At 67.6% G+C, this 25,722-nt stretch carries 17 protein-coding genes and 3 rRNA genes; all 20 read right to left on the bottom strand.

Annotation, left to right across the window (positions count from 1 at the left end; all coding sequences use genetic code 11):
• Nucleotides 1-2 precede the first annotated feature (2 nt).
• Nucleotides 3-896, bottom strand: coding sequence for a TlyA family RNA methyltransferase (locus nbrcactino_RS08910; protein WP_161927033.1), 894 nt, complete (start codon nucleotides 894-896; stop codon nucleotides 3-5).
• A gap of 3 nt (nucleotides 897-899) precedes the next feature.
• Nucleotides 900-1,172 (bottom strand): hypothetical protein, encoded by a 273-nt coding sequence (locus tag nbrcactino_RS08905; protein WP_161927032.1) that lies wholly within the window; start codon nucleotides 1,170-1,172, stop codon nucleotides 900-902.
• Between the two features lie 11 nt (nucleotides 1,173-1,183).
• A complete protein-coding gene (locus tag nbrcactino_RS08900; RefSeq protein WP_161927031.1) occupies nucleotides 1,184-3,298 on the bottom strand; it encodes an HAD-IIA family hydrolase in 2,115 nt (704 codons plus the stop codon).
• Nucleotides 3,299-3,411: 113 nt separating this feature from the next.
• Nucleotides 3,412-3,528 (bottom strand): 5S ribosomal RNA (gene rrf, locus nbrcactino_RS08895).
• A 95-nt stretch (nucleotides 3,529-3,623) separates the two neighbouring features.
• A 23S ribosomal RNA gene (locus nbrcactino_RS08890) occupies nucleotides 3,624-6,754 on the bottom strand.
• A gap of 383 nt (nucleotides 6,755-7,137) precedes the next feature.
• Nucleotides 7,138-8,658 (bottom strand): 16S ribosomal RNA (locus nbrcactino_RS08885).
• The 16S, 23S and 5S rRNA genes sit together here, the layout of an rRNA operon.
• Before the next feature lie 445 nt (nucleotides 8,659-9,103).
• Nucleotides 9,104-10,381 (bottom strand): tyrosine--tRNA ligase, encoded by a 1,278-nt coding sequence (gene tyrS / locus nbrcactino_RS08880; protein WP_161927030.1) that lies wholly within the window; start codon nucleotides 10,379-10,381, stop codon nucleotides 9,104-9,106.
• The gene (locus nbrcactino_RS08875; protein WP_161927029.1) at nucleotides 10,378-10,596 is read right to left on the bottom strand and encodes a Trm112 family protein; all 219 of its coding nucleotides are present in this window, start codon (nucleotides 10,594-10,596) and stop codon (nucleotides 10,378-10,380) included. The genes tyrS and nbrcactino_RS08875 overlap by 4 nt, the downstream gene beginning before the upstream one ends.
• A 68-nt stretch (nucleotides 10,597-10,664) precedes the next feature.
• Nucleotides 10,665-13,658, bottom strand: a complete 2,994-nt coding sequence (locus tag nbrcactino_RS08870) for an AMP-binding protein (RefSeq protein WP_371864516.1) — start codon at nucleotides 13,656-13,658, stop codon at nucleotides 10,665-10,667.
• Nucleotides 13,659-13,746: 88 nt separating this feature from the next.
• Nucleotides 13,747-15,186 (bottom strand): argininosuccinate lyase, encoded by a 1,440-nt coding sequence (gene argH / locus nbrcactino_RS08865; protein WP_161927028.1) that lies wholly within the window; start codon nucleotides 15,184-15,186, stop codon nucleotides 13,747-13,749.
• The gene (locus nbrcactino_RS08860; protein ID WP_161927027.1) at nucleotides 15,183-16,382 is read right to left on the bottom strand and encodes an argininosuccinate synthase; all 1,200 of its coding nucleotides are present in this window, start codon (nucleotides 16,380-16,382) and stop codon (nucleotides 15,183-15,185) included. The genes argH and nbrcactino_RS08860 overlap by 4 nt, the downstream gene beginning before the upstream one ends.
• 78 nt (nucleotides 16,383-16,460) lie before the next feature.
• A complete protein-coding gene (locus nbrcactino_RS08855) occupies nucleotides 16,461-16,931 on the bottom strand; it encodes an arginine repressor (RefSeq protein WP_161927026.1) in 471 nt (156 codons plus the stop codon).
• Nucleotides 16,928-17,863 carry an ornithine carbamoyltransferase gene (gene argF / locus nbrcactino_RS08850; RefSeq protein ID WP_161927025.1) on the bottom strand — a complete coding sequence of 312 codons (936 nt, stop codon included), beginning with the start codon at nucleotides 17,861-17,863 and terminating at the stop codon, nucleotides 16,928-16,930. Before argF ends, nbrcactino_RS08855 begins: the two co-directional genes overlap by 4 nt.
• Entirely contained in the window at nucleotides 17,860-19,083 is a 1,224-nt protein-coding gene (locus nbrcactino_RS08845) for an acetylornithine transaminase (RefSeq protein ID WP_161927024.1), read from the bottom strand. The genes argF and nbrcactino_RS08845 overlap by 4 nt, the downstream gene beginning before the upstream one ends.
• On the bottom strand, nucleotides 19,080-19,985 hold the full coding sequence (gene argB / locus nbrcactino_RS08840) for an acetylglutamate kinase (RefSeq protein WP_161927023.1): 906 nt from the start codon (nucleotides 19,983-19,985) through the stop codon (nucleotides 19,080-19,082). The genes nbrcactino_RS08845 and argB overlap by 4 nt, the downstream gene beginning before the upstream one ends.
• Nucleotides 19,982-21,199 (bottom strand): bifunctional glutamate N-acetyltransferase/amino-acid acetyltransferase ArgJ, encoded by a 1,218-nt coding sequence (argJ, locus tag nbrcactino_RS08835; RefSeq protein WP_161927022.1) that lies wholly within the window; start codon nucleotides 21,197-21,199, stop codon nucleotides 19,982-19,984. Before argJ ends, argB begins: the two co-directional genes overlap by 4 nt.
• Nucleotides 21,196-22,233, bottom strand: coding sequence for an N-acetyl-gamma-glutamyl-phosphate reductase (gene argC / locus nbrcactino_RS08830; RefSeq protein WP_161927021.1), 1,038 nt, complete (start codon nucleotides 22,231-22,233; stop codon nucleotides 21,196-21,198). Before argC ends, argJ begins: the two co-directional genes overlap by 4 nt.
• A gap of 14 nt (nucleotides 22,234-22,247) precedes the next feature.
• Entirely contained in the window at nucleotides 22,248-23,585 is a 1,338-nt protein-coding gene (locus nbrcactino_RS08825; RefSeq protein WP_161927020.1) for a methyltransferase family protein, read from the bottom strand.
• A 3-nt stretch (nucleotides 23,586-23,588) separates the two neighbouring features.
• Nucleotides 23,589-24,575, bottom strand: coding sequence for a hypothetical protein (locus tag nbrcactino_RS08820; protein WP_161927019.1), 987 nt, complete (start codon nucleotides 24,573-24,575; stop codon nucleotides 23,589-23,591).
• A 9-nt stretch (nucleotides 24,576-24,584) separates the two neighbouring features.
• Nucleotides 24,585-25,715 carry a metallophosphoesterase gene (locus tag nbrcactino_RS08815; RefSeq protein WP_161927018.1) on the bottom strand — a complete coding sequence of 377 codons (1,131 nt, stop codon included), beginning with the start codon at nucleotides 25,713-25,715 and terminating at the stop codon, nucleotides 24,585-24,587.
• Nucleotides 25,716-25,722: the final 7 nt, after the last annotated feature.

The raw sequence follows: 25,722 nt of genomic DNA, 5'->3' as shown, positions 1-25,722 counted from the left end.
GTCTACTGGGGCCCCGACGCGACGACGCGGTCGATCAGGTCGGCGACGGCCGCCCGATCGAACCCGCTATCGATGTCCACCAGGGTATCGGGGTCCGCCGACAGATCCACCGGCAACCGCTCCGCGCGTGCCCCCAATTCCTCGTCGTCGCATTCGCGGGTCAGCCACAAGAAGTACTCGACGTTGCCCGAGGGGCCGGGCAGGGGCGAGGCACCCGCGTCGCGCAAGCGGAGTCCGAGTGCGGCCGCCCAGGTCGCGACCGCCAGGACCGCTTCCGCGCGCAACGCCGGCGAACGGACGACGCCGCCCGCGCCGACGCGGTCTTTGCCGACTTCGAATTGGGGCTTGACCATCGGCACCAGGTCGCCGCCGCGGCGAGTGCACCTCGCCAGCGCCGGCAGCACCAGCCGCAGCGAGATGAAGGAGAGGTCGGAGACGGTCAGATCTACCGGTCCCCCGATCTGCTCGGGGGTCAGCGACCGCACGTTCGTGCGGTCGAAGACGGCGACTCGCTCGTCGGAGCGCAACCGCCACACGAGCTGGCCGTAGCCCACATCGACCGCCGCAACGCTCGCTGCACCGTTGGCCAGCAACACGTCGGTGAATCCCCCGGTGGAGGCGCCGGCGTCGAGACAGCGGCGGCCCTCGACCGACAACCCGGCGGGACCGAATGCGTCCAGCGCGCCGATGAGCTTGTGGGCACCACGCGACGCCCACTGTTCGGTCACCGCCTTGACGACGATCGGCGTGTCTTTCGCGACGTTGGTCGCCGGCTTCGCCGCCGGGGTGCCGTTGACCAGCACCTCACCAGCCGCGATGAGCGCACTCGCGTGCTCGCGCGACCGCGCCAGCCCGCGTCGGACGAGTTCGGCGTCGAGCCGTGCCCGCGGTGCCATCGGTCAGGCGTGGTCGATGGCGGCCAACGCGTCGGCCAGCACGCGGTGGGCGCGTTCGAGCAGGTCGGCTTGGCGGTCGAGCGCGGCCAGACCGGCGGTCGACACCGCGGATCCGTCCTCGGCGTCGGCGATCGCCACGTTCACCTGGTCGAGCTTGTCGAGCATCTCGCTGATGGCATCGGCCACCTGCGCCGGCGACACGGTGGCAGCGTCCCCGGCCGCAGCCAGGTGCTGGCCCGGTTTCGGGGCGCCCGGCGTCGGGCCTGGATTCGTCATGATGCCCTAGGCTATCCGACGCCCAGATCGCGCAACAGCGCGGACAGGGCAGCATTGTCCGAGGTCACCACGATCCGGTCGGCCTGCTCTGGTGACAGACCGCGGTCCCAGGCGGCCGCGACGATCGCCGGGATGGCCGACGCGGGAGCACCGTCGGTGGTGAGTGCGGTGACGGTCACCCGGGTACCGGCGCCCGACACGGCCCACGGGTGGTTGCCGGCGATGACGCTGTCGGTGGCCGGCGCATGCAGCGCGGACAGATCGGGCGCGATATGGGTGGGGCGCAGCGCCGGCGCAGCCACCATGGCGTCGCGCAGCGAACTGACCCCGGTGAGCACCATCAGGCTGTCGGCATCGACCACGTTGGCGCCCTCGATATCGGTGTCGAGGCGATCGCCGACGACGAGCGGCTTCGACGCCGACGCGCTCTCGATCGCATCGTTCATCAACGGCGCTGCGGGTTTGCCGGCGACCAGGGGCGTCGCTTTGGTCGCCGAGGCGACCGCGGCGACCATCGAGCCGTTCCCCACCAGCATGCCCCGCTCGTTGGGCAGCGTGGCATCCACGTTCGTCGCCACCCACAGGGCGCCCGCCGCTACCGCGAGGGCCGCTTCGGACAGCGCCGCCCAGTCGGTCAGCGGAGAATGGCCCTGGATGACGGCCTGCGGTTTGTCATCCGCCGACCGCGTCGGGACGAGCCCGACTTCCTCGATCTCGGCGGCCAATCCGTCCGTACCGACCACCAGCACGGTCGTCCCGGGGGGAACCTGCTTCGCGACGAGCCGCGCGCCGGCCTGGGCGCTGGTGACCACCTGATCGGGAGTCGCGTCAAATCCAATCTCGCGCAGGTGATCGGCCACCTCGCCCGGACGGCGGCTCGCGTTGTTCGTCACATACCGGACGCCGGCGGCCGGCAAATCGGCAATAGCCGCGACCGCGCCGGGAATCGGCGAATGCCCGGCGAAGACCGTGCCGTCGAGATCCAGCAGAATCGCGTCGTAGCCGGCAGCCAATGAGGGCCCAGTCGACGGAATCGAGGGCCCACTCGACGGAATCGAGGGCCCACTCGACGGAATCGAGGGCCCACTCGACGGAATCGAGGGCCCACTCGACGGAATCGAGGGCCCACTCGACGGAATCGAGGGCCCACTCGGCGGAATCGAGGGTCCACTCGGCGGAATCGAGGGTCCACTCGGCGGGATTGAGGGCCCACTCGGCGAGATCGAGGGCCCACTCGGCGAGGCGTCGGGGTCGGAAAGCTCGACGACGCGGAGTTCGGCATCGGTGAGGTCGTCGACGTCGGCGGCGGCGGTGTTCATGAACCAAATCACCGCGTCATCGCGACGGCCGGCGGCCAACAGGGCCTCGGCATAGGCGTAAAACAGCCGGGTCGCCTCCGGTCCGGTCTGCCCGGGCGTGAGATCGGCGGTCTGCAGCGTGACGACGGCCTTGTCGGCCTCGCCCAGATCCAGCCGCGCACCGGCCTCCACCAGCAGCATCTCGAGACGCTCCTCGGCGGGCAGGCGCCGCGCGTCGTCGCCGCGGGCAATCTCCAGCGCCCGGTCGGGACGGCCGAGTCCGCGCTCGCAGTCGGCGATCAACGGGAGCAGTGAACCACCACCGAGGATGCGCCGCGCGGCACGCAGTTCGCTCAGAGCCTCTTGCCACTCTTCGGCCCGGTAGGCCGCGATGCCAGCGGTCTCGCGAACGACACCGATCCGACTGGCCCGGCTTCGGGCGGCACGGGCATGTTCAAGGGCGAGGAGCGGGTCTTCCTCCGCCAACCGACCGACCATGACCAGGTGGCGCGCGACCGCGTCGGCAGCCGCCTTGTCCAGGGTGGTGAGGTCGCGGCGCACCGACGGGTCCAGATCGGCCGGCTCGACGTCATCGGGCAATACCGGTTCCCCGGGCAGCGGCTTGGCGCCACCGCCGGTCGGCCTACCGGACTGCGCACGACGGTCCCCGTCGGAACGCGGACGCCCGGCACCGGGCCGACCGCCGGAGCGGTTGCCACCCGAACGGCTTCCGCCCGAACGGTTTGCCCCCGAACGGTTACCTGCCCCGCCGCGTCGGTCGCCACGCGGACGGTCACCGCGGTCGGACCTGGAATCCCCTGCGCTCATTCTCGATTATCCATTCGTCGCCGATTGCCCCGACTACTTTACCGGCCGCAGCCGGCCGGGTCGCCAAATGATTCAGGCCCCACACTTTCGCGTGGGGCCTGAATCCAAATTGTGTTCGGCGGTGTCCTACTCTCCCACACTGATTAAGGTGCAGTACCATTGGCGCTGGAGGGCTTAGCTTCCGGGTTCGGAATGGGGCCGGGCGTTTCCCCTCCGCTATTGCCGCCGTAACTCTATGAAACTGTGTGCTGCCCACACGTGTGTGGGTGGCAGTGTTGTTTCAGAGTTGCATAGTGGATGCGTGAACTTCTTGTTGGTGAAGTGTTGTTGTAAGTCCTCGGCCGATTAGTACCAGTCACCTGAACACATTGCTGTGCTTACAGTTCTGGCCTATCAACCCCATGGTCTGTGGGGGGCCTTACCCCTGCTAGAGGGTGAGAAACCTCATCTTGGAACAGGCTTCCCGCTTAGATGCTTTCAGCGGTTATCCCTTCCGAACGTAGCTAACCAGCGGTGCTCCTGGTGGAACAACTGGCACACCAGAGGTTCGTCCGTCCCGGTCCTCTCGTACTAGGGACAGGTTTCCTCAAGTTTCTTACGCGCGCGGCGGATAGAGACCGAACTGTCTCACGACGTTCTAAACCCAGCTCGCGTGCCGCTTTAATGGGCGAACAGCCCAACCCTTGGGACCTACTCCAGCCCCAGGATGCGACGAGCCGACATCGAGGTGCCAAACCATCCCGTCGATATGGACTCTTGGGGAAGATCAGCCTGTTATCCCCGGGGTACCTTTTATCCGTTGAGCGACACCGCTTCCACTTGCCGGTGCCGGATCACTAGTCCCGACTTTCGTCCCTGCTCGACATGTACGTCTCACAGTCAAGCTCCCTTGTGCACTTACACTCAACACCTGATTGCCAACCAGGCTGAGGGAACCTTTGGGCGCCTCCGTTACTTTTTGGGAGGCAACCGCCCCAGTTAAACTACCCACCAGGCACTGTCCCTGAACCAGATCATGGTCCGAGGTTAGAGGTCCAATACGATCAGAGTGGTATTTCAACAATGACTCCACCCACACTGGCGTGCGAGTTTCACAGTCTCCCACCTATCCTACACAAACCGAACCGAACACCAATACCAAGCTATAGTGAAGGTCCCGGGGTCTTTTCGTCCTGCCGCGCGTAACGAGCATCTTTACTCGTACTGCAATTTCGCCGAGTCTGTGGTTGAGACAGCAGAGAAGTCGTTACGCCATTCGTGCAGGTCGGAACTTACCCGACAAGGAATTTCGCTACCTTAGGATGGTTATAGTTACCACCGCCGTTTACTGGGGCTTAAATTCTCAGCTTCGCCACACAAGGTGGCTAACCGGTCCTCTTAACCTTCCAGCACCGGGCAGGCGTCAGTCCGTATACATCGTCTTACGACTTCGCACGGACCTGTGTTTTTAGTAAACAGTCGCTTCTCTCTGGTCTCTGCGACCACCCCCAGCTCACGGCGCAAGGCCGGTCACCGGGCGTGGTCCCCCTTCTCCCGAAGTTACGGGGGCATTTTGCCGAGTTCCTTAACCACAGTTCTCTCGATCGCCTTAGTATTCTCTACCTGACCACCTGTGTCGGTTTGGGGTACGGGCCGTGTACCAGCTCGCTAGAGGCTTTTCTCGGCAGCATAGGATCATGGATTTCGCCTCAACGGCTACGCATCACCTCTCAGGATATGTGGGACACGGATTTGCCTATGTCCCTCCCTACAGGCTTACACCAGCACTACCATCGACTGGCTCCACTACCTTCCTGCGTCACCCCATCGCTTGACTACTACAACCGAGGTCCCATGCAGCACCCGCCGGCCACCCGAAGGTGGTCCATAGGGATTTGGATGGTTAGTACAATTGATTCGCCATTGGGCGCGGATACACGGGTACGGGAATATCAACCCGTTGTCCATCGACTACGCCTGTCGGCCTCGCCTTAGGTCCCGACTCACCCTGGGCGGATTAACCTGGCCCAGGAACCCTTGGTCATTCGGCGGCAGAGTTTCTCACTCTGCTTTCGCTACTCATGCCTGCATTCTCACTCCCACACCCTCCACAACTGGATCACTCCGCTGCTTCCACGGATGCAGGACGCTCCCCTACCCACCCACACCACTGGACCAACCCCCGCAGGGGAAGGCCGATGTCTTGTGTGAGTGCCGCGGCTTCGGCGGTGTACTTGAGCCCCGCTACATTGTCGGCGCAGGACCACTTGACCAGTGAGCTATTACGCACTCTTTCAAGGGTGGCTGCTTCTAAGCCAACCTCCTGGTTGTCTAAGCGATCCCACATCCTTTTCCACTTAGTACACGCTTAGGGGCCTTAGCCGGCGATCTGGGCTGTTTCCCTCTCGACTACGAACCTTATCGCCCGCAGTCTCACTGCCCCGCTCTCACTTACCGGCATTCGGAGTTTGGCTGACGTCAGTAACCTAGTAGGGCCCATCGGCCATCCAGTAGCTCTACCTCCGGTAAGAAACACGGGACGCTGCACCTAAATGCATTTCGGGGAGAACCAGCTATCACGGAGTTTGATTGGCCTTTCACCCCTACCCACAGCTCATCCCCTCCATTTTCAACTGAAGTGGGTTCGGGCCTCCACGACGTCTTACCGTCGCTTCACCCTGGCCATGGGTAGATCACTCCGCTTCGGGTCCAGACCCAGCGACTCAAACGCCCTATTCAGACTCGCTTTCGCTACGGCTACCCCACACGGGTTAACCTTGCCACTGAGCACTGACTCGCAGGCTCATTCTTCAAAAGGCACGCCATCACCCACCCCACAAGGGGCGCAGGCTCTGACGGATTGTAAGCGTCCGGTTTCAGGTACTATTTCACTCCCCTCCCGGGGTACTTTTCACCTTTCCCTCACGGTACTTGTCCGCTATCGGTCACCAGGAAGTATTCAGGCTTACCGGGTGGTCCCGGCAGATTCACAGCAGATTTCACGGGCCCGCTGCTACTTGGGAATCATTCCAAACGAGGCCACACACTTTCAGCTACCGGACTCTCACCGTCTACGGCAGACCATTCCAGGCCACTTCGCCTAGCATGCGACTTTCTCACTCGTCTCCAGCACGGCAGCACCAGACAGAACAACCCCACAACACCACACGCACAACCCCTGCCGAGTATCACATGCGCATGGTTTAGCCTCCTCCGCTTTCGCTCGCCACTACTCACGGAATCACAATTGTTTTCTCTTCCTATGGGTACTGAGATGTTTCACTTCCCCACGTTCCCTCCACACCGCCTATACATTCAGCGGCGGGTAACACGACATCACTCGTGCTGGGTTTCCCCATTCGGACACCCTCGGATCACAGCTCGGTTGACAGCTCCCCGAGGCTTATCGCAGCCTCCCACGTCCTTCATCGGCTCCTGGTACCAAGGCATCCACCGAACGCCCTTACACACTTACAACAACACCTACACCCACACCCACACGCACAAAACGCGTGGCCACGAATGTAGACGCGTGCAAAAAATGTTTACAAAAACCATTAGAAATTGCAGATCTATAAAAATATAGATGCTCGCATCCACTATGCAATTCTCAAACAACACACACCAACCAACCCCACACCCCCACAAGGGCGGTAGCCGGCCAACATCAGAAAAAACACACACCCCCCACAAAGAGGAGTAAACCGTGTGTTCCCTCAGAACCCCGATAGTGTGCAACAGAAAACCACCACCCACCAGCACCAGCCGGCAGACAATGACCGTTTGACGTTTCACCCATGAACATCAACCCCGCCGAACCACACTCGGGCCCGAAACAGGACATGTTGATAGCTCCTTAGAAAGGAGGTGATCCAGCCGCACCTTCCGGTACGGCTACCTTGTTACGACTTCGTCCCAATCGCCGATCCCACCTTCGACAGCTCCCTCCACAAGGGTTAGGCCACCGGCTTCGGGTGTTACCGACTTTCATGACGTGACGGGCGGTGTGTACAAGGCCCGGGAACGTATTCACCGCAGCGTTGCTGATCTGCGATTACTAGCGACTCCGACTTCATGGGGTCGAGTTGCAGACCCCAATCCGAACTGAGACGCGCTTTAAGGGATTCGCTCCACCTCACGGTATCGCAGCCCTCTGTACGCGCCATTGTAGCATGTGTGAAGCCCTGGACATAAGGGGCATGATGACTTGACGTCATCCCCACCTTCCTCCGAGTTGACCCCGGCAGTCTCCTGCAAGTCCCCGGCATAACCCGCTGGCAATACAGGACAAGGGTTGCGCTCGTTGCGGGACTTAACCCAACATCTCACGACACGAGCTGACGACAGCCATGCACCACCTGTACACCAACCACAAGGGAACAACTATCTCTAGCTGCGTCTGGTGTATGTCAAACCCAGGTAAGGTTCTTCGCGTTGCATCGAATTAATCCACATGCTCCGCCGCTTGTGCGGGCCCCCGTCAATTCCTTTGAGTTTTAGCCTTGCGGCCGTACTCCCCAGGCGGGGTACTTAATGCGTTAGCTACGGCACGGATCCCGTGAAAAGGAACCCACACCTAGTACCCACCGTTTACGGCGTGGACTACCAGGGTATCTAATCCTGTTCGCTCCCCACGCTTTCGCTCCTCAGCGTCAGTAACTACCCAGAGACCCGCCTTCGCCACCGGTGTTCCTCCTGATATCTGCGCATTTCACCGCTACACCAGGAATTCCAGTCTCCCCTGTAGTACTCAAGTCTGCCCGTATCGCCTGCACGCCTACAGTTAAGCTGCAGAATTTCACAGACGACGCGACAAACCGCCTACGAGCTCTTTACGCCCAGTAATTCCGGACAACGCTTGCACCCTACGTATTACCGCGGCTGCTGGCACGTAGTTGGCCGGTGCTTCTTCTCCAGGTACCGTCACTTACGCTTCGTCCCTGGCGAAAGAGGTTTACAACCCGAAGGCCGTCATCCCTCACGCGGCGTCGCTGCATCAGGCTTGCGCCCATTGTGCAATATTCCCCACTGCTGCCTCCCGTAGGAGTCTGGGCCGTGTCTCAGTCCCAGTGTGGCCGATCACCCTCTCAGGTCGGCTACCCGTCGTCGCCTTGGTAGGCCATTACCCCACCAACAAGCTGATAGGCCGCGGGCCCATCCCAAACCGCAAAAGCTTTCCACCACAAGACATGCATCCTGAGGTCATATCCGGTATTAGACCCAGTTTCCCAGGCTTATCCCAAAGTTTGGGGCAGATCACCCACGTGTTACTCACCCGTTCGCCACTCGAGTACCCAGCAAGCTGGGCCTTTCCGTTCGACTTGCATGTGTTAAGCACGCCGCCAGCGTTCGTCCTGAGCCAGGATCAAACTCTCCATGAAAAAACAAAGAAAACAACCAACCACCAACAGGCAGCCGGCCATCCTCAGAACAATCCTCACAGAGGCAAAAACCCCAGCAAAAACAATCCAAAAAACAAACTGGCATCCAAAAAACAAGACACCAAAAAAATTGGCATCAAACAATCTGTCACACACTATCGAGTTCTCAAAGAACACACACCCCGCGGCGTGACCGTTAAGTCCGTTTCACGAAGCTTCCCCAGGGCGCAGTCGAAGACTGCAACCTTGTTCTCAGGGTTTGCGCCGCTTGATCCGTTTCCCGTGTTCGGCAATCGGTCGTTGCGACTCGGATCACCTACTGTACCAGGCGCGGTGGCGCTCTTCAAATCGCGGTTGCGATCCGAAGTTTGCTGCTCGCTGCGGTGCGCTGATTAAGTTACACACGTCCCCGACCCAATAGCAAATCGGCTGGTCAGGGCGATTTTCAGTCGCCGATGCGCGCGCCGGCAAACGACTTCTTGCCGCGCCGCAACACCAACCAGCGGCCGTGCAACAGGTCGTCGGCCGCCGGCACCCAGGCATCGTCGGCGATCTTGGTGTTGTTCACGTAGGCACCCCCCTCCCCGATCGTGCGGCGGGCGGCCTTGTTCGAGTCGACCAACCCGCTGTCCACGAGGAGCTCGACGATGGTCGGCGCCGCCCCCGGCGGGTATGTCGCGATGGTCGTCTCGCCCAGGGCGGAAGCAACCGTGGGCTCGTCCAGGCCCGCCAGCTCGGCGCGGCCGAACAGCGCGGCGCTGGCCTGCTCGACCGCGGTCGTCTGGTTGGCCCCGTGGATCATGGTGGTCATCTCGGCGGCGAGTCGCTTCTGCGCCAGCCGCAGGTGCGGCTTCTCCTCGGTGGCCGCGGCGAGTTCGTCTATCTCCTCGCGGCCCAGGAAGGTGAACCACTTCAGGTAGCGCACGACGTCGGCGTCGGCGGTGTTCACGAAGTACTGGTACCAGGCGTAGGGCGGCGTCAGCGCCGGATCGAGCCACAGACTTCCGCCGCCGGTCGACTTGCCGAACTTCTTGCCGTCCGACGAGGTGACCAGCGGAACGGTGAGCGCATGCAGCGCGGTGCCGTCCAGACGCCGCGCGAGGTCCACGCCGCCCACGATGTTGCCCCACTGATCGGAGCCGCCGATCTGCAGCGTGCACCCGTAGCGGCGGTTGAGTTCGACGAAGTCGTTGGACTGCAGGAGCAGGTAGCTGAACTCGGTGTAGCTGATCCCGTCGCTCTCCAACCGGCGTTTGACGGTCTCGCGGGCGAGCATCACGTTCACCGAGAAGTGTTTGCCGATGTCGCGGAGGAAGGTCAGCGCGCTGAGCTCGCCGGTCCACTCCATGTTGTTGACGATGACCGCCGCATTCGGCGCCCCGGCATCGCGGTGGACGAAGCGGCTGAGTTGGTCACCGATGCGGTCGGCCCACTCGGCGACGGTGTCGGTGGTGTTCATGGTCCGCTCGCCCACGTCGCGCGGATCGCCGATCAAGCCGGTGGCCCCGCCGGCCAGGACGATCGGCCGGTGCCCGGCCTCCTGGAATCGCCGCAGGGTCAGCAGCGGCACCAGGTGCCCGGCGTGCAGACTGGCCGCCGTCGGGTCGAAGCCGGCGTAGAGCGTGACCGATCCGGCGTTGAGGTGGTCCCGGAGTTCGTCCAGGTCGGTCGACGCGGCGATCAGGCCCCGCCATTCGAGCTCGTCGACGATGTCGGTGTTCACTGCTGCGCACCGCCGGTGAGCGTGGCGTGCTCATCGGCACCGACCGCCCGAGCCTCACTCGCCAGCATCACCGGGATCCCGTCGGCGTCGATCCGGTACGCGACGCGCAGCCGGGGGTTGTAGAGCTCATCCCCGGCGTCGAGCAGCGGTCCGTGATCGGTCGGGCAGACGAGCCGCTCCCGGACCACCGGGTCGATTTCCGCAGCGCGAGACATGGATGGGCCTTTCCTCGAACGGTTGATCCCGACGTCGCGTGCCGGCGTCGGCACCAGCAACTCTAGTGCTACGACCAGCCGAGCTCGGTGGCCACCGCCTTGGTGAAGCGCCGGTAGCGCCCCTCCTCGTCGCGATACCAGACGCGCGGCCCCGGCTTGGGCACGCCCTTGGCGGCCAGACCACTGCTCAGCGGTCGGTAGGACTCGCTGAGGTCGATCGATCCCACGATGGTGATCAGGTGCGGGCGCTCGGCCGCGGACAGGCCGCCCAACGCGCCGCGCAGCGTCGACACCGTGATCGAGTCGGCAGCACCGTCGCGCACGGTGAGCGCCGCCACCGCGAGGTCGACCCCGCCGTCGCCGTCCCCACCGTCGCCGTCCCCGCCGACGTGGACCCGGTACACGGTGACCAGGTCGACGCCACGGACCAGCGACAGCGCCTGCTCGATCGGCGGCCGGAAGACCGGGCCGCCCGGCGAGGCGATCACCGAGCCGACGGCCCCCATGTACCAGAGGTCGCCGTCGGAGTCGGTCCGGAACAGGTGGTTGGAGAGCTCCCAGCGGTCGTGCGAGCCGAACACGTCCGACAGCACCGGGCCGTTGGTGGCGAACCGGTGTCGCGCGCTCGACATCAGCACGCCGACCTCGTCGACGCCGGCCTCGGCGATGAAACCGTCGTCGCCGACCCGCAGGATCTCCCAGTCACCGTCCACCGCGGCGATCTTGACCGCCGAGGTCTCCGGCAACGGCCGACCCATCGCGCCGAGCTTGGCGCCGGACACGTTGGACAGGATCGCCGACCCGTCGGCGGTGGCGAAGAACTCGAGCACGTGGGCGCGCGGGAACGAGTCCAGCACGTCGGCCCACAGTCCGGCCGGCATGCCCGACCCCATGAACAGGCGGATCGGGTTGTGCTGGTTGATCTCGAAATCGGGCGAGCGCACCACGTCGGCCATCATCGTCCACGTGTAGGAGACGACGGTGACGCCGTAGCGCAGTACCTCGGTGCTGAACGTTTTTGCGTCCACGCCGTTGGACAGGGCGATGCGCGACCGGCCGACGAGCGTCGCCCCCAGCGTGGTCAACAGACCCGACGGGTGGCTCAGCGGCGGCAGGCAGTACACCGTGTCGTTCGCGGTCAGGCCGGCCGCCGAGGCGGCGCCGAACGCCGAGATCGCGAACCGGTGGTTGGTCACCGGCCACGGGGTCAGCTCGAAGGTCGCTCCCCGCGTGAAGAGGATGAAGGCCAGGTCGCCGGCCAGCCCGGGGTCGGGGCGGTACCAGCTCGGCAGCGGTACTGCGTCGGGATCGATCTGCTCCATGTCGACGACGGTCTCCCCGTCGGCCGCCTCGATCACGCGGGAATCACCGCTGCCACCACCCAGGACCAGGACCCGGTTGGAGTGCTCGCGGGCGATGTCGAGATGGTTCGGATCGGTGATGATCACGCGTGCCTCGGTCATCTTGACCCCGACGGAGATGTCGAGGTCGGGGGTCAGCAGCACCCCGACCGAACCCAACCGCGACAGTGCCGCGACGACCACCAGGGCGCTGGGCCGGGTGTCCATCAGGACACCGACCCGCTGGCCCGGGCGAATCCCGCAGGAGATCAGGCCGGCCACCACGTTGTCGATACGGGTGTTGACCTGCTCGTGGGTCAGCACCCGGTTCTCGAAGAGGAAGAGTTCCTTCTCGCGCGCCCGGCGGTTGTTCTCCGACATGAGCTTGCCCAGCGAGATCCGGGTGCTCGGCTGGATCTGGCCCAGGCGGAACAGGCGAGGGACGGTGCGCACCGACTCCGCGGCGATCGCCCGCGAGGTGCGCTGCATCGACACCGCGGAGTCCACCAGGTCGCGGCCGATCCCGACACTGGCGTCGGCCACCGCGTTGAGCCCGTGCTGGACCCGCGAGGCCATGGTGACCCCGGTGCCCGAACCGGCCGGATTCTCCGACATGGGCTCGACGTCGTCGGGCATCGGCCCCAGCTTCTCGCACCACCGGATCCACTCGGCGGTGGTGGGCCAGGTCTGGTTCCCCGACACCGACCCGACGACGAGCCCGAAGTGGCCCACCGGCAGCCGGTACTCGTACACGTCGGCCTTCGGCGCGGCGCGCACGATCCCGCGCACGGCGGCGGGTTGGCCGATGTCGTCGGCCGTACCGACGAAGGCCAGCACCGGGCAGGTGATCTCGGCCAGGGTCACCAGATCGCCGTTGATGACGAACCCGCCCGACATCATGCGGTTGTGCGAGACGAACTGGCGCAGCAACTCGGCGATGGCCGGGCCCGACCAGGCCACCCAGCCGTCGTCCTCGAGGAAGCGGCGCTGGTCCTCGCGCGGCAACAGCGCGTCGCGGTCGTGCAGTTGCCGCAGGAAGTCCAGGCGGCTGCGCGCGGTCTTGACCGGATCCAGCATCTGGAATCCGGTGCGGGCGAGCCAGCCCGGGATCGAGATGTGCGGGAAGACCTTGTCGGCGAGGAACTCCGCGCCGGGCGCGGCCAGGCCGGCGGGCAGCCCGAGCGGGAGCGCGGCGAGGACGTCGACTGGCGAGCCGAACGTGATGACGCTGGCGATGCCCTTGGACCGGCGCAGCGCCGCGCACTGGTAGACGAACATGCCGCCCTGCGAATAGCCGGCGAGGTGGACATCGCAGCCGGTCGTCTCCCGGACGATGTCCACGATGCGGGACAGGGCGACGATGTGGTCGGCGAGAGTGCGCTCCTTGCCGCCCTCCTCGCGATCGGGCGAACCGAAGTCGACCACCCACGGGATGATGCCGTGCCGGTGGAGCACCGACACCGCGCCCTTCTCCTCGGTGACGTCGTAGATGTTCGCCGACACCATCATCGGGTGCACCAGGATCACATGGGCGCCCGCACCCTCGTCGTCGGGGAAGTAGCGCCGCAGGCGGAACATCTTCTCGGTCTCGACGACCTGGAACGGTGCCGGTTCGGTACCGGTGTCGAAGCCGCCGAAGCGCAGCACCTCCAGACCGTTCTGCGCCGTCGCCAGCACTCGGTTGACCGCTCCGCCGATCCCCCTGGCCAGATCCACGTCCACGCTCCCCTGTCTTTCTGTTGGTTGCGGCGTGCCCCGACTTCACGCGCTCATTGCCGTCGGCACCACCGGACGGCGGTGCCCGTCAACTCTATGGCCAGCGCTGCCGATGCGTGGCCAGATCCGATTGCACACCGGCCAACTGGGTGGCCACCGCCGTCGACGCGGTGCCGCCGTGGGCGTTGCGGGACTCGATCGAACCGCGCACGGTGAGGACTTCGCGCACCTCCCCGGTCAGCGCCGGGTCGATTGCGGCCAACGTCTCGTCGTCGAGTTCGTCGAGTCCGACCCCGGCCGCCTCGGCGGCGCGCACACAGGCCCCGGCCGCCTCGTGGGCCACCCGAAACGGCACCCCGCGCCGCACCAGCCACTCGGCGATGTCGGTGGCCAGCGTGAACCCGGCCGGCGCGAGTTGCGCCATCCGGTCGGCGTGGAAGGTCAGCGTGCCGACCATACCGGCGATGGCCGGCAGCAACAGGTCGAGCTGCGCCACGGAGTCGAAGACCGGCTCCTTGTCCTCCTGCAGATCGCGGTTGTAGGCCAGCGGCTGTGCCTTGAGGGTGGCCAGCAGCCCGGTCAGGTTGCCGATGAGCCGCCCGCTCTTGCCACGGGTCAGCTCGGCGACGTCGGGGTTCTTCTTCTGCGGCATGATCGAGCTGCCGGTGGACCACGCGTCGGCGAGGGTCACGTAGCCGAACTCCGGCGTGCTCCAGGCGATGACCTCTTCGGCCAGCCGCGACAGGTCGACGACGATCATCGCGAACACCCAGGCGGCCTCGGCCGCGAAGTCCCGCGACGAGGTCGCATCGATCGAGTTCGCCATCGGCCCGTCGAACCCGAGGTCGGCGGCGATCGCCGCGGGGTCCAGACCGAGCGAGGACCCGGCCAGTGCACCGGAGCCATACGGCGACACCGCGGTGCGCCGGTCGGCGTCGGCGATCCGCTCCAGGTCGCGCAGCAACGGGTGCACGTGGGCGAGCAGCTGGTGGCTCAACAGCACCGGCTGTGCGGCCTGCAGGTGGGTCTTGCCCGGCATGGCGACGTCGGGATGTGCCTGCGCCTGGTCGACGAGCGCCTGCGCGACGTCGAGGACCCCGGCGGCGACGCGGCGGTAGGCCGCGCGCAACCACATCCGGAACAGGGTGGCGACCTGGTCGTTGCGCGACCGGCCGGCCCGCAGCCGCCCGCCCAGCTCGGTTCCCACCTTCTCGATGAGACCGCGTTCGAGCGCCCCGTGGACGTCCTCGTCGGACTCGGCCGGACCGAAGGTGCAGTCGGCGACATCGGCCGCCAACGCGTCGAGCCCGGCGAGCATGGCGGTCAGGTCGTCGTCGGTGAGCAGGCCGGCGCGGTTGAGGACGCGCGCGTGTGCCCGTGACGCCTCGATGTCGAAGGGGGCCAGGACCCAGTCGAAATGGGTGGACTTGCTCAGCGCCGCCATCGCCGCCGCGGGTCCGTCGGCGAAGCGGCCGCCCCACAGTGCACCGGTGTTGGTCGCCGACCCCTTCTCGCCGCCCTGCTCACCGCTCACAGGCCGAGGTCCCGCTTTGCGGCGATCTTCGACGACAGGCCGTGCAGCTGGACGAAGCCCTTGGCGTTGGACTGGTCGAAGGTGTCGCCCTCGTCGTAGGTGGCCAGGTTGAAGTCGTACAGCGATTCCGCCGAGCGGCGGCCGTTGACGATGATCGACCCGGCGTGCAGCACGAGTCGGATCTCGCCGGAGACGTGCTCCTGGGTGTGGTCGACGAAGGTGTCGAGGGCCCGCTTGAGGGGCGAGTACCAGAGGCCGTCGTAGACGAGCTCGGCCCACTTCTGGTCGATGTGGCGCTTGTAGCGGCCCAGCTCGCGCTCCAGCGTGACGTGCTCGAGCTCCTCGTGCGCGGTGATGAGGACCATTGCGCCCGGGGCCTCGTAGATCTCGCGGCTCTTGATGCCGACGAGGCGGTCCTCGACCACGTCGAGACGGCCCACGCCCTGGGCGCCGGCGCGGCGGTTGAGTTCCTCGATCGCCTGCAGCACCGAGACCGGCTTGCCGTCGATGGCCACCGGACGTCCCTTGTCGAAGGTGAGGATCAACTCGTCGGGCGCGTTGAAGTTGATCGTCGGATCCTCGGTGTAGTCGTAGACGTCCTTGGTCGGCGCGTTCCACAGGTCTTCGAGGAAGCCCGTCTCCACCGCGCGTCCCCACACGTTCTGGTCGATCGAGAACGGCGAGCGCTTGGTGACGTTGATCGGGATGGCGTTCTCCTCGGCGAACGCGATGGCCTTCTCGCGGGTCCAGGCGTAGTCGCGGACCGGGGCGAGGACCTCGAGCTCGGGGGCCAGGGTGTTGAACCCGACCTCGAACCGGACCTGGTCGTTGCCCTTGCCGGTGCAGCCGTGGGCGACGACGGTGCCGCCGTGGTCGCGGGCGGCCTGCACGAGGTGCTTGACGATCAGCGGGCGGCTGATGGCCGAGACCAGCGGGTAACGGTCCATGTAGAGGCCGTTCGAGGTGATCGTCGGCAGGCAGTACTCGTCGGCGAATTCGTCGCGGGCGTCGACGACGACCGCCTCCACCGCGCCACAGTCGATCGCGCGCTGGCGCACGACCTCCATGTCCTCACCGCCCTGACCGAGGTCGATCGCGACGGCGACGACCTCTTTGCCGGTTTCCTTGCCGATCCAGCTGATCGCGACGGAGGTGTCGAGGCCTCCGGAATATGCCAGGATGACGCGTTCGGCCATGGGGTTTGTGCTCCTCGATATCGTTTGTTGTCGGTCTCTATTGTGGCGGCTGGCGCAGCCGCCGGTGTCGCCGGGTCGTCAGACCAGGTTCGCCAGATGTTTGGCCAGTTCAGCACCGGTCATCGGTTCCCGGGCGAGAACGAAGATGGTGTCGTCGCCGGCGATGGTGCCGACGACCTCGGGCAGGGCGGCCCGGTCCAGCGCGCTCGCGAGGTAGCCGGCCGCCCCGGGCGGCGTGCGCAACACCGCCGTCTGCCCCGAGGAGTCCGTGCCCACGAGCATTTCGCCGAGCATCCGCGCCAACCGGTCGGTACCGCCGACGACGCCGCGCACCGGCGAACCGTCCTCGGGGACGACGTAGGTCCACGCTCCCCCGTCGGCCCCGCGCAGCTTGACCGCGCCGAGCTCCTCCAGGTCGCGCGACAGCGTGGCCTGGGTGACGTCGACCCCGGAATCGGCGAGGATCTGTGCCAACTCGGTCTGGGAGCCGACGGCCCGGTTCGCCAGGATGGTGACGATGCGGGCGTGGCGGGCGGCCCGGGTGGTCACGACGGGCCGTCCTGGTGCGCGAGCAACCACGCCACCAGCGCCTTCTGCGCGTGCAGCCGGTTCTCGGCCTCGTCGAAGACGACGCTGGCCGGACCGTCCATGACCGAGTCGGTGATCTCGTCGCCGCGGTGGGCCGGCAGGCAGTGCAGGACGATGGCGCCGGGGGCCGCCTGCGCCAGCAGCTCGTCGTTGATCTGGTACGGGCGGAAGGGCGCGGACCGGTCTTTGCCGTCGTCTTCCTGCCCCATCGAGACCCAGGTGTCGGTGACCAGCACGTCGGCGCCGCGCACCGCGTCGACCGGGTCGGTGATCACGGTGGCCGAACCACCGGTGAGTGCGGCGCGCTCGGTGCTCGCGGCCACCACGTCCGGGTCGGGGGTGAACCCGGCCGGCCCGCTGACCCGCACGTGCATCCCGGCGGTCACCCCGCCCAGCATCAGCGAGTGCGCCATGTTGTTGGCACCGTCACCCAGGTAGGTCATGGTGAGCCCGGCGGCGGTGCCCTTGTGCTCGATGATCGTCTGCAGGTCGGCGAGGACCTGGCAGGGGTGGAAGCTGTCCGACAGCGCGTTGACCACCGGGACCGACGAGAACTGCGCAAGCTCGTCGAGGCGCTCCTGGCCGAAGGTCCGCCACACGATCGCGTCGACGAACCGCGACAGGACGCGGGCGGTGTCGGCGAGGGTCTCGTCGCGCCCCATCTGCGTCGAACTCGTGTCGACGACGACGGCGTGGCCGCCGAGCTGGGCGATGCCCACGTCGAAGGAGAACCGGGTGCGGGTCGAGTTCTTGTCGAAGAGCACTGCGACGCCGCGGGGCCCGGCCAGCGGCCGGTGCGCGAACGGCTCGGCCTTCATTTGCGCCGCCAGCGCCAACACCTGGGCCTGCTCGTCGGGGGTGAGGTCGTCGTCGCGCAGGAAATGGCGGGTCATGACTGTCCGTTCTGGTCGTCGGATCCCGACGCCGCGTCGAGAATGGCGGGCAGGGCGTCGATGAAGCCGGCCGCCTGCTCCTCGGTGAGGATCAGCGGCGGCGCGAGGCGCAGTACGTCGGGGGCGGGGGCGTTGATGAGGAACCCGGCCTCGCGGGCGGCGGCCTCGGTCTCCTTGGCGACCTCGGCGCGCAGCGCCACCCCCAGCAGCAGGCCGGAGCCGCGGACATGGTCGACCAGCGGGTGGCCCAGGCCTTCGATACCGGCGGCGAGCGTCTTGCCCACCGCGGCGACGTGGTCGACGAGCCCGTCCCGCTCGATCGTCTCGAGCACGGCCAGTGCCGCGGCGACGCTCATCGGGTTGCCGCCGAAGGTGGTGCCGTGCATCCCGGGCGCGAACAGGTCGGCCGCCGCGGGCCCGGCAATCACCGCGCCGATCGGGAAGCCGCCGCCCAGCCCCTTCGCCAACGTCATCACATCCGGCACCACGCCGGCGCTCTGGTGGGCGAAGAAGGATCCGGTCCGGGCGATGCCGGTCTGCACCTCGTCCAGGATCAGCAGTGCCCCCCGCTCGGCGGTGATCCGCCGGGCGTGGGCGAGGTAGTCGGCCGGGGGCACGACGACGCCGCTCTCGCCGAGGATCGGTTCGAGGATCACCGCGGCGGTGTTCTCGCCGACGGCGGCGTCCAGGGCGTCGGCGTCGCCGTAGGGGACGAACCGGACGCCGGGCGGCATCGGCTCGAACGGGGCCCGCTTGGCCGGCTGCCCGGTCATCGCCAGCGCACCCATCGTCCGGCCGTGGAAGGCCTTCTCCGCCGCCACGATCTCGCCCCGACCGGTCAGCCGGGCGAGTTTGAAGGCGGCCTCGTTGGCCTCGGTCCCCGAGTTGCAGAAGAAGGCCCGGGAGCCGTCGACGCCGAAGCGGGCGAGCAGCTTCTCGGCCAGCTCGACCACCGGCGGGGCGATGTACAGGTTCGACACGTGTCCGAGCGTCGCCATCTGCTCGGTCACCGCCGCGGCGATCGCCGGGTGCGCATGACCGAGGGCGTTGACGGCGATGCCGCCGAGCAGGTCGAGGTACTCCCGTCCGTCGGCGTCGGTGACGACCGCGCCGGACCCGCGGGTCAACGCGAGCGCCGGGGTGCCGTAATTGTTCATCAGGGCCGCCGACCAGCGCTGCTGCCAGGCCGCGGTGGTCGGTGCCGGTGCGTCGTCGGTCATGGCTTCTCCTCGTTGGTGTCGACGGTGGTCCCGAGCGATTCCTCGCCATGTGATTCCTCGCCGTCGCGGGCGAGGAGCCGGGCCAGGACGGCATGCGGTTCGCGGCCGTCGATGACGTGTGCCGCGCTGACCCCGCCGCGCACGGCGCGCAGGCAGGCCTCCATCTTCGGGATCATCCCGGAGTCGAGTCGCGGCAACAGTTCCGCGAGGGCGTCGGCTCCGATGTGGGCGGTCAGCGACGACCGGTCGGGCCAATCGGTGTAGAGCCCGGGTACGTCGGTGAGCATCACCAGCCGCGCGGCGCCCAGCGCCTCGGCGAGGGCGCCGGCCGCGGTGTCGGCGTTGATGTTGTGGGCGACCCCGTCCCGGTCGGGGGCGATGGTCGAGACCACCGGGATGCGTCCGGCGGCGATGAGATCGTCGATCGCCGAGGTGTTGACCGCGGTGATGTCGCCGACCAGACCGATGTCGGTCTCCTCCCCCTCGACGACGACGGTCCGCCGGGTGGCGGTGAACAGATGGGCGTCCTCGCCGGTGATGCCGACCGCGTAGGGGCCGTGGGCGTTGATCAGGCCGACCAACTCCCGTCCGACCTGGCCGAACAAGACCATCCGCACGATGTCCATCACCTCGGGGGTGGTGACCCGGAACCCGCCGCGGAATTCGCCTTCCAGCCCGACGCGCGACAGCATCGCCGAGATCTGCGGACCGCCGCCGTGGACCACCACCGGGTGGATCCCGCACGCGCGCAGCAGCACCATGTCGTCGGCGAAGGCCCGCTTGAGGTCGTCGTCGACCATGGCGTTGCCGCCGTACTTCACCACCACGGTCGAGCCGTGCAGTTCTTGGAGGGCGGGCAGCGCCTCGGCGAGGAGCCGGGCCCGTTCGAATGCGGCACTCATGACGAGTAGGCCGAATTCTCTTCGACATAGGCGTGCGACAGATCGGTGGTGCGGATCGCGGCGGTACCCACGCCGAGGCCCAGGTCGACCACCAGGTGGATGTCGGTACCGGAGAGGTCGACCTCCCGCGCGCCGGGAACACCGACCCCGTTGCGGCACACCTGTGCGCCGTTGAAGGAGACGGCGATCCGGTCCGGATCGAGGTCGATCGGCGCGATGCCGATGGCGGCCATGATCCGACCCCAGTTCGGATCGGACCCGAACAGCGCCGTCTTGACCAGGGAGTCACGCGCGATGGTTCGCGCCCCGACGAGGGCCTGGTCGTCGTCGACCGCGCCGGTCACCTCGACGACGACGCGTTTGGTGACGCCCTCGGCGTCGGCCATCAGCTGGGCCGCCAAGTCGTCGCAGGCGGCCAGGACCGCGGCGTCGAGATCGTCCTGCTCGACGCGGATCTGGCTGGCCCCCGACGACAGCAGCAGCACGGTGTCGTTGGTGGAGGTCGCCCCGTCGACGTCGAGCCGGTCGAAGGTCTTGGCGGTGGCCCGCCGCAGGGCCAGGTCGAGTTGGTCGGCGTCGACCAGCGCATCGGTGGTCAGGACGACGAGCATGGTCGCGAGTGCGGGGGCGAGCATGCCGGCACCCTTGGCCATCCCGCCGACGTTCCACCCATCGCGGTGGTGCACGGCGGCCTGTTTGGGCACGGTGTCGGTGGTCATGATGGCGTAGGCCGCGTCGGTGCCGCCGGAGAGTCCGCCGGCCATCTCGTGCACGATCTCGGTCACGCCGGGCAACAGTTTGTCCATCGGGAGCCGGTCGCCGATCAGCCCGGTCGAGCAGACCGCCACCTCGATCGCCCCGGTCTCGGTGCCCCAGTTGGACAGCGCTTGGGCAACGGCCTCCGCCGTCCGATGGGTGTCGGCGAAGCCGTCCGGTCCGGTGCAGGCGTTGGCCCCGCCGGAGTTGAGGATGACGGTGCGCAGGCGCCGCGACTGGAGCACCTGTTGGCTCCACAGCACCGGCGCGGCCTTCACCTTGTTGGTGGTGAACACGCCCGCCGCGGAGTAATCGGGCCCCTCGTTGAACACCAGCGCGAGGTCCAGGTTGCCGTTCGCCTTGATCCCGGCGGCGATGCCGGCGGCCCGGAAGCCCAGCGGCGCGGTCACGCCCTGGGTCCGCCAGAGCCGGAAGGCGGCCTCGTCGGTCTGCGTCATGGTGCGACTCCCACGGTGGTCAGTCCCTCGGTCTCACCGAAACCGAGTGCGAGGTTCATGGATTGGACGGCGGCACCGCCGGTGCCCTTGGTCAGGTTGTCGACGGCGCCGACGGCGACGAGCGTGCCCGCCCGCTCGTCGACGGTCACCGACAACTGCACCGCGTTGGAACCGATCGCCGACGAGGTGGCCGGCAAGACGCCCTCGGGCAGGAGGTGGACGAACGGCTCGTCGGCATAGTGCTTCTCATACGCCGCCCGGATCTCGTCGCCGGTGGCGTTGATCCGCGCGGTGCAGGTGGCGAGGATGCCGCGCGACATGGGCGCCAGCACCGGGGTGAACGACACCGTGACCGGCGACTGGGCGGCCTCCGAGAGGGCCTGGGCGATCTCCGGGGTGTGCCGGTGTGCGCCGCCGACCGCGTAGGCCCGGGCCGAGCCGATGACCTCCGAGGCGAGCAGGTCCACCTTCAGCGACCGGCCGGCACCGGATGTGCCGCTGACGGCGACGACGGTGACATGCGGTTCGACGAGGTTGGCCGCCAAGGCAGGCAGCAGCGAGAGGATCGACACCGTCGGGTAGCACCCGGGCACGGCGATCCGACTGGCCGATTCCAGCTTTTCCCGGTTCCCGGGCAGTTCGGGCAGCCCATAGGGCCAGGTGCCGGCGTGGTCGCCGCCGTAGTAGGTCTCCCACTCCCGGGCGTCGTTGAGCCGGAAGTCCGCGCCGCAGTCGATGATCAGCGTCGACGGCGGCAGCGCGTCGGCGATCGTCGCCGAGGTGCCGTGCGGCAGCCCCAGGAAGACCACGTCGTGGCCGGCCAGGATCTCCGGGGTCGTCTCGTCCAGCACGCGGTCGGCCAGCGGGAGCAGGTGGGGGTGGTGCGCGCGCAGTTCGGTGCCGGCGTTGCCGCCGGCGGTCAGCGCCCCGATGGTCACCTCCCCGGTCGCCACGCGCGGATGTCCCAACAACAGGCGCAGAATCTCGCCGCCGGCGTACCCTGAGGCCCCGGCGACCGCTACGGAAATCGTCATAGAATCATTATGCACTACTGCGCAACTTCATTCATTGATGGGGTGTGACCATCCTCATTCCGACCGGCCGGTAGGTCGCGCGGCCCGCCGCCGCAGGCGTCGACGAGCAGTTGCAGCACGCGGGAAATCCCCGGTGTCGCGATGACCCATCCGACGACGGCCCACGCGAGATTCACCCGCGCCAAGACCTCGCCGACCGCACGCACACCGTCGCAGGAGAACTCCGGCGCCGCCGATTCGTAGCGGATGCGGCGCAGGTCGGCGGGGTGGTCCTCGGCGGCACACACGGCCAGCCCGACCGGGGAGCGCCGTACGATCCACGCCGCCAGGTCACTGCACGGATCGCACCCGCGGGCCAGATACACCCGGGCGGGTGCGGTGACCGCGGCCGGGCGCCACCGCGGGATCCAGTCACGCACCTGCCCGCGGTACGCCGTCCACTCCCGGCCGAACCGGCCGCCCAGCGCATCGGCCTCGACCCACGCCGCCATCCCCGACGAGAAGGCCGCGGCCACCCCCGCCGCGACGAGCAGCAGCGGTTGCGCGGTGACGACGGCCGTCACGACGATGAGCAGCGTCCCGCACAGCTGCATCGGGTTGGCGACGTAGGCGTACGGCCCCGTCGTCACCAGGTGGTCCGGCGGGTCCCACGGCCACGGCGTGCCGCCCGCGCGGTAGAACTCGATGACCGCCGCCAGGGCGATGACGGCGATCAGCCCGCCGATCTGGATCGCCACCGAGTCCAGCGTCCCGCCCACGTGCACCGGCGCCGGATCGGCCCACCGCGCCACCGGGCCGCGTTGCCCCGCCGCGCGTCCGAGAACCGGGATCGCCGCGAAGAGCACCGCGGTGAAGAGGAGCACCTGCATCCCGACCCGCACGCCCAGCGCGCGGCGGCGGACCGTCAGACCGGCCAGCACCGCACCGGGGACCAGGCAGGTGGACACCGCAAGCAGCTCGCCCCACCACCAGTCCGCGCGCAACACCACCGCCGGGGCCAGCGCCGACATGCCGTAGACGTCGACCAGGACGAGGGCGACGAGCGAATACGGGAGTGGGAGCCACCGCGCGCCGAGGACCGGGATCATCGACCAGGCCACCGCCCAGGCGACGAGCAGGTCGACCGGGACGCCGACCACCGCGGGCCCGCCGTCGGCGAAACGCCACCAGCCCGCCGACACCGCCACAGCGTTGACCCCCGCCAGACCGATCAGGTTCCACACCAGGGCGAGAACCGCGGCCCCGCGCCGCCGTGGATCGGTGACGAGCAGCCACAGCACCCCCGCCGCGATCACCGGAACGACGACGATGAGCGGGCGAAGGACCGCCACGTCGATCTCGGGGACGGCCATCGCCTACCCGTCGGCCCCGCGCAGGTCGATCGCCCGGATGAGATAGTCCGCTGTTCTGGCCGTCACCACGCGCTCGATCGGCCCGAAGTACCACGACGGCGACAACAGCCTGGTGTAGTGCAGCCGCCAGCTGATTTGCGAGCGCGCCGCGTCGACGGGGTGCCAGTCGACCTCGATCCGGTCCCAGCGCAGCCACGAGGAGATGGGCGACGAATCCGAGACGGGCACGAACACCACGGAATCGCCGGTCCGCCGGATCACCTTCAGGACCAGCGCCGAGTGCCCGGTCCCCCAATGGTGTTGGGCGGTGGGTCCGCCGCGGTGGTGCGCGCCGTCGAAGGCGATGGCGCGGACCGCACCCGGGTCCAGTCCGCCGTCGTCGTCCAGGGGCGTCGGGAATCCGATCGCGAGGATCCCGGTGCGCGCCACGTCGTGAAACCGCATCGGGCGGGCCAGCGCCGACGCCACCTGGTCGGCGGGCAGGTCCACGACCCGCGTCGCGGTCGACACCGCGGCGCCGTCGAAGGCCAGCGCAGGAGTCGTGCCCTCCAGCGCCATCAGGGCCAGTACCGCGGGGACGGCGAAGGCGAAGCCGGGCGTCCCGCGCCCCCGGCGTCCGTTGTCGATGGCCCACGCCACGACATAGACGAAGAAGTAGAAGATCGGCGCGGCCAGCAACACGCAACACGCGCCCTCGCCCAAGACCGGGATGGACAGCAGCAGCAGGATGGTCGTGACCTTCATCGCCACGCCCGTCGCCCGTTTCGGCGGCGCGGTGAGCGCGAGAATGATCGCCAGCACCACCGGGATGCCGACGTAGAGCGCCGCGGACTGGTTCAGTCCGTCGTCCTTGAGCCAGTGGTACAGCAGGAATCCCACACCGAAGGCAAGGAGGAACCCGACGACCAGCCACTGGCGACCGGTCGGGCGGTACGGTCCCGACTCCACGTCGTCGGGCAATCCATCACTCGGCGGCGGTGTCGTCGTCACCGGGCGACTCTATCCCGTCCGCAAGGTGAGGAGCGCGACCTGGGGCGGCGCGCCCACCCGGACCGGCGGACCCCAGGCCCCCGCGCCGCGCGAAGTGAAGACGAGGACGCCGTCGACGGTGCCGAAGCCGGCGACGACCGGCTGTTGGAGGCGGACCGCATAGCCGAATGGCCAAATCTGGCCGCCGTGGGTGTGGCCGGACAACTGCAGCCCGACTCCCCGTCCGGCGGCGTCGCGGGCCTGGATCGGCTGGTGCGCGAGCAGGATGAGGGCTCGGGCCGGGTCCCGCCCGGCCAGCGCCTTGGCCACATCCGGTTGATACGGGGCGGGGGCGGTGGCGTCGTAGACGCCGGCCAGGTCGACGACCGCATCGCCGCGGCGCAGTTCGACGCGCTCGTTGCGCAGCGGACGCACGCCGAGGGTCTCCCAAAACGCGAGCCAGGAACCGCCGTCGCCGGAGTAGTACTCGTGGTTGCCGCTGACGCCGTAGACGCCCATCGGTGCTCGCAGTCCGCGCAGCGGTTCGAGATCGGAGCCGACGTGGGCGACGGTCCCGTCGGCGAGGTCGCCGCCGAGGATCACGATGTCGGGCCGTGCGGCGTTCACCTGGTCGACGACGCGGCGGGTGAAGCCGGCGCCGCGGGCCGGCCCGACGTGCAGGTCGGTGACCATGGCGACGCGCATCCCGTCGAAGGCGGCGGGCAACCGATCGACGGTGGCGGTGTCCTCGGTGACCGCCGGGCGTGCGGCGGCGACCAACCCGTATCCGACGGTGACCGCAGTCACGACCACGAGCACCGGGCTGAGCAGCACGACCGTCCGGCGCGGGCCGTTCGCCGGACCGCGCAGCAGGCGCAGCACCAGGCCGATGAGCCCGATCGCCAGCGTCCCGAGGACCAGGTAGTAGACCACCGCCCACCAGGTGAAGCCCAGATAGCCGATGGGCCGCGCCCACGCCGGGTCGAGCAGGCGGCCGACGAGCAACGCGGCCACGCCGAGGGCCGATCCGGCGACGAGCACCGTGTCGACCACCCGTGCCCACCGGCCCGACAGCCCGGTCGCGACGACCAGTCGCCGGTGCAGCCAATACGCCGACAACGCGACGAAGGCGATGCCGACGAGCGCGGCGACGACGATCATGGGCCGC

It is taken from the genome of Gordonia crocea (genome assembly GCF_009932435.1).
GTDB lineage: Bacteria > Actinomycetota > Actinomycetes > Mycobacteriales > Mycobacteriaceae > Gordonia > Gordonia crocea.
Note: the sequence above shows the minus strand (reverse complement) of the source record. Positions and strands in the feature narration are given on the sequence as shown.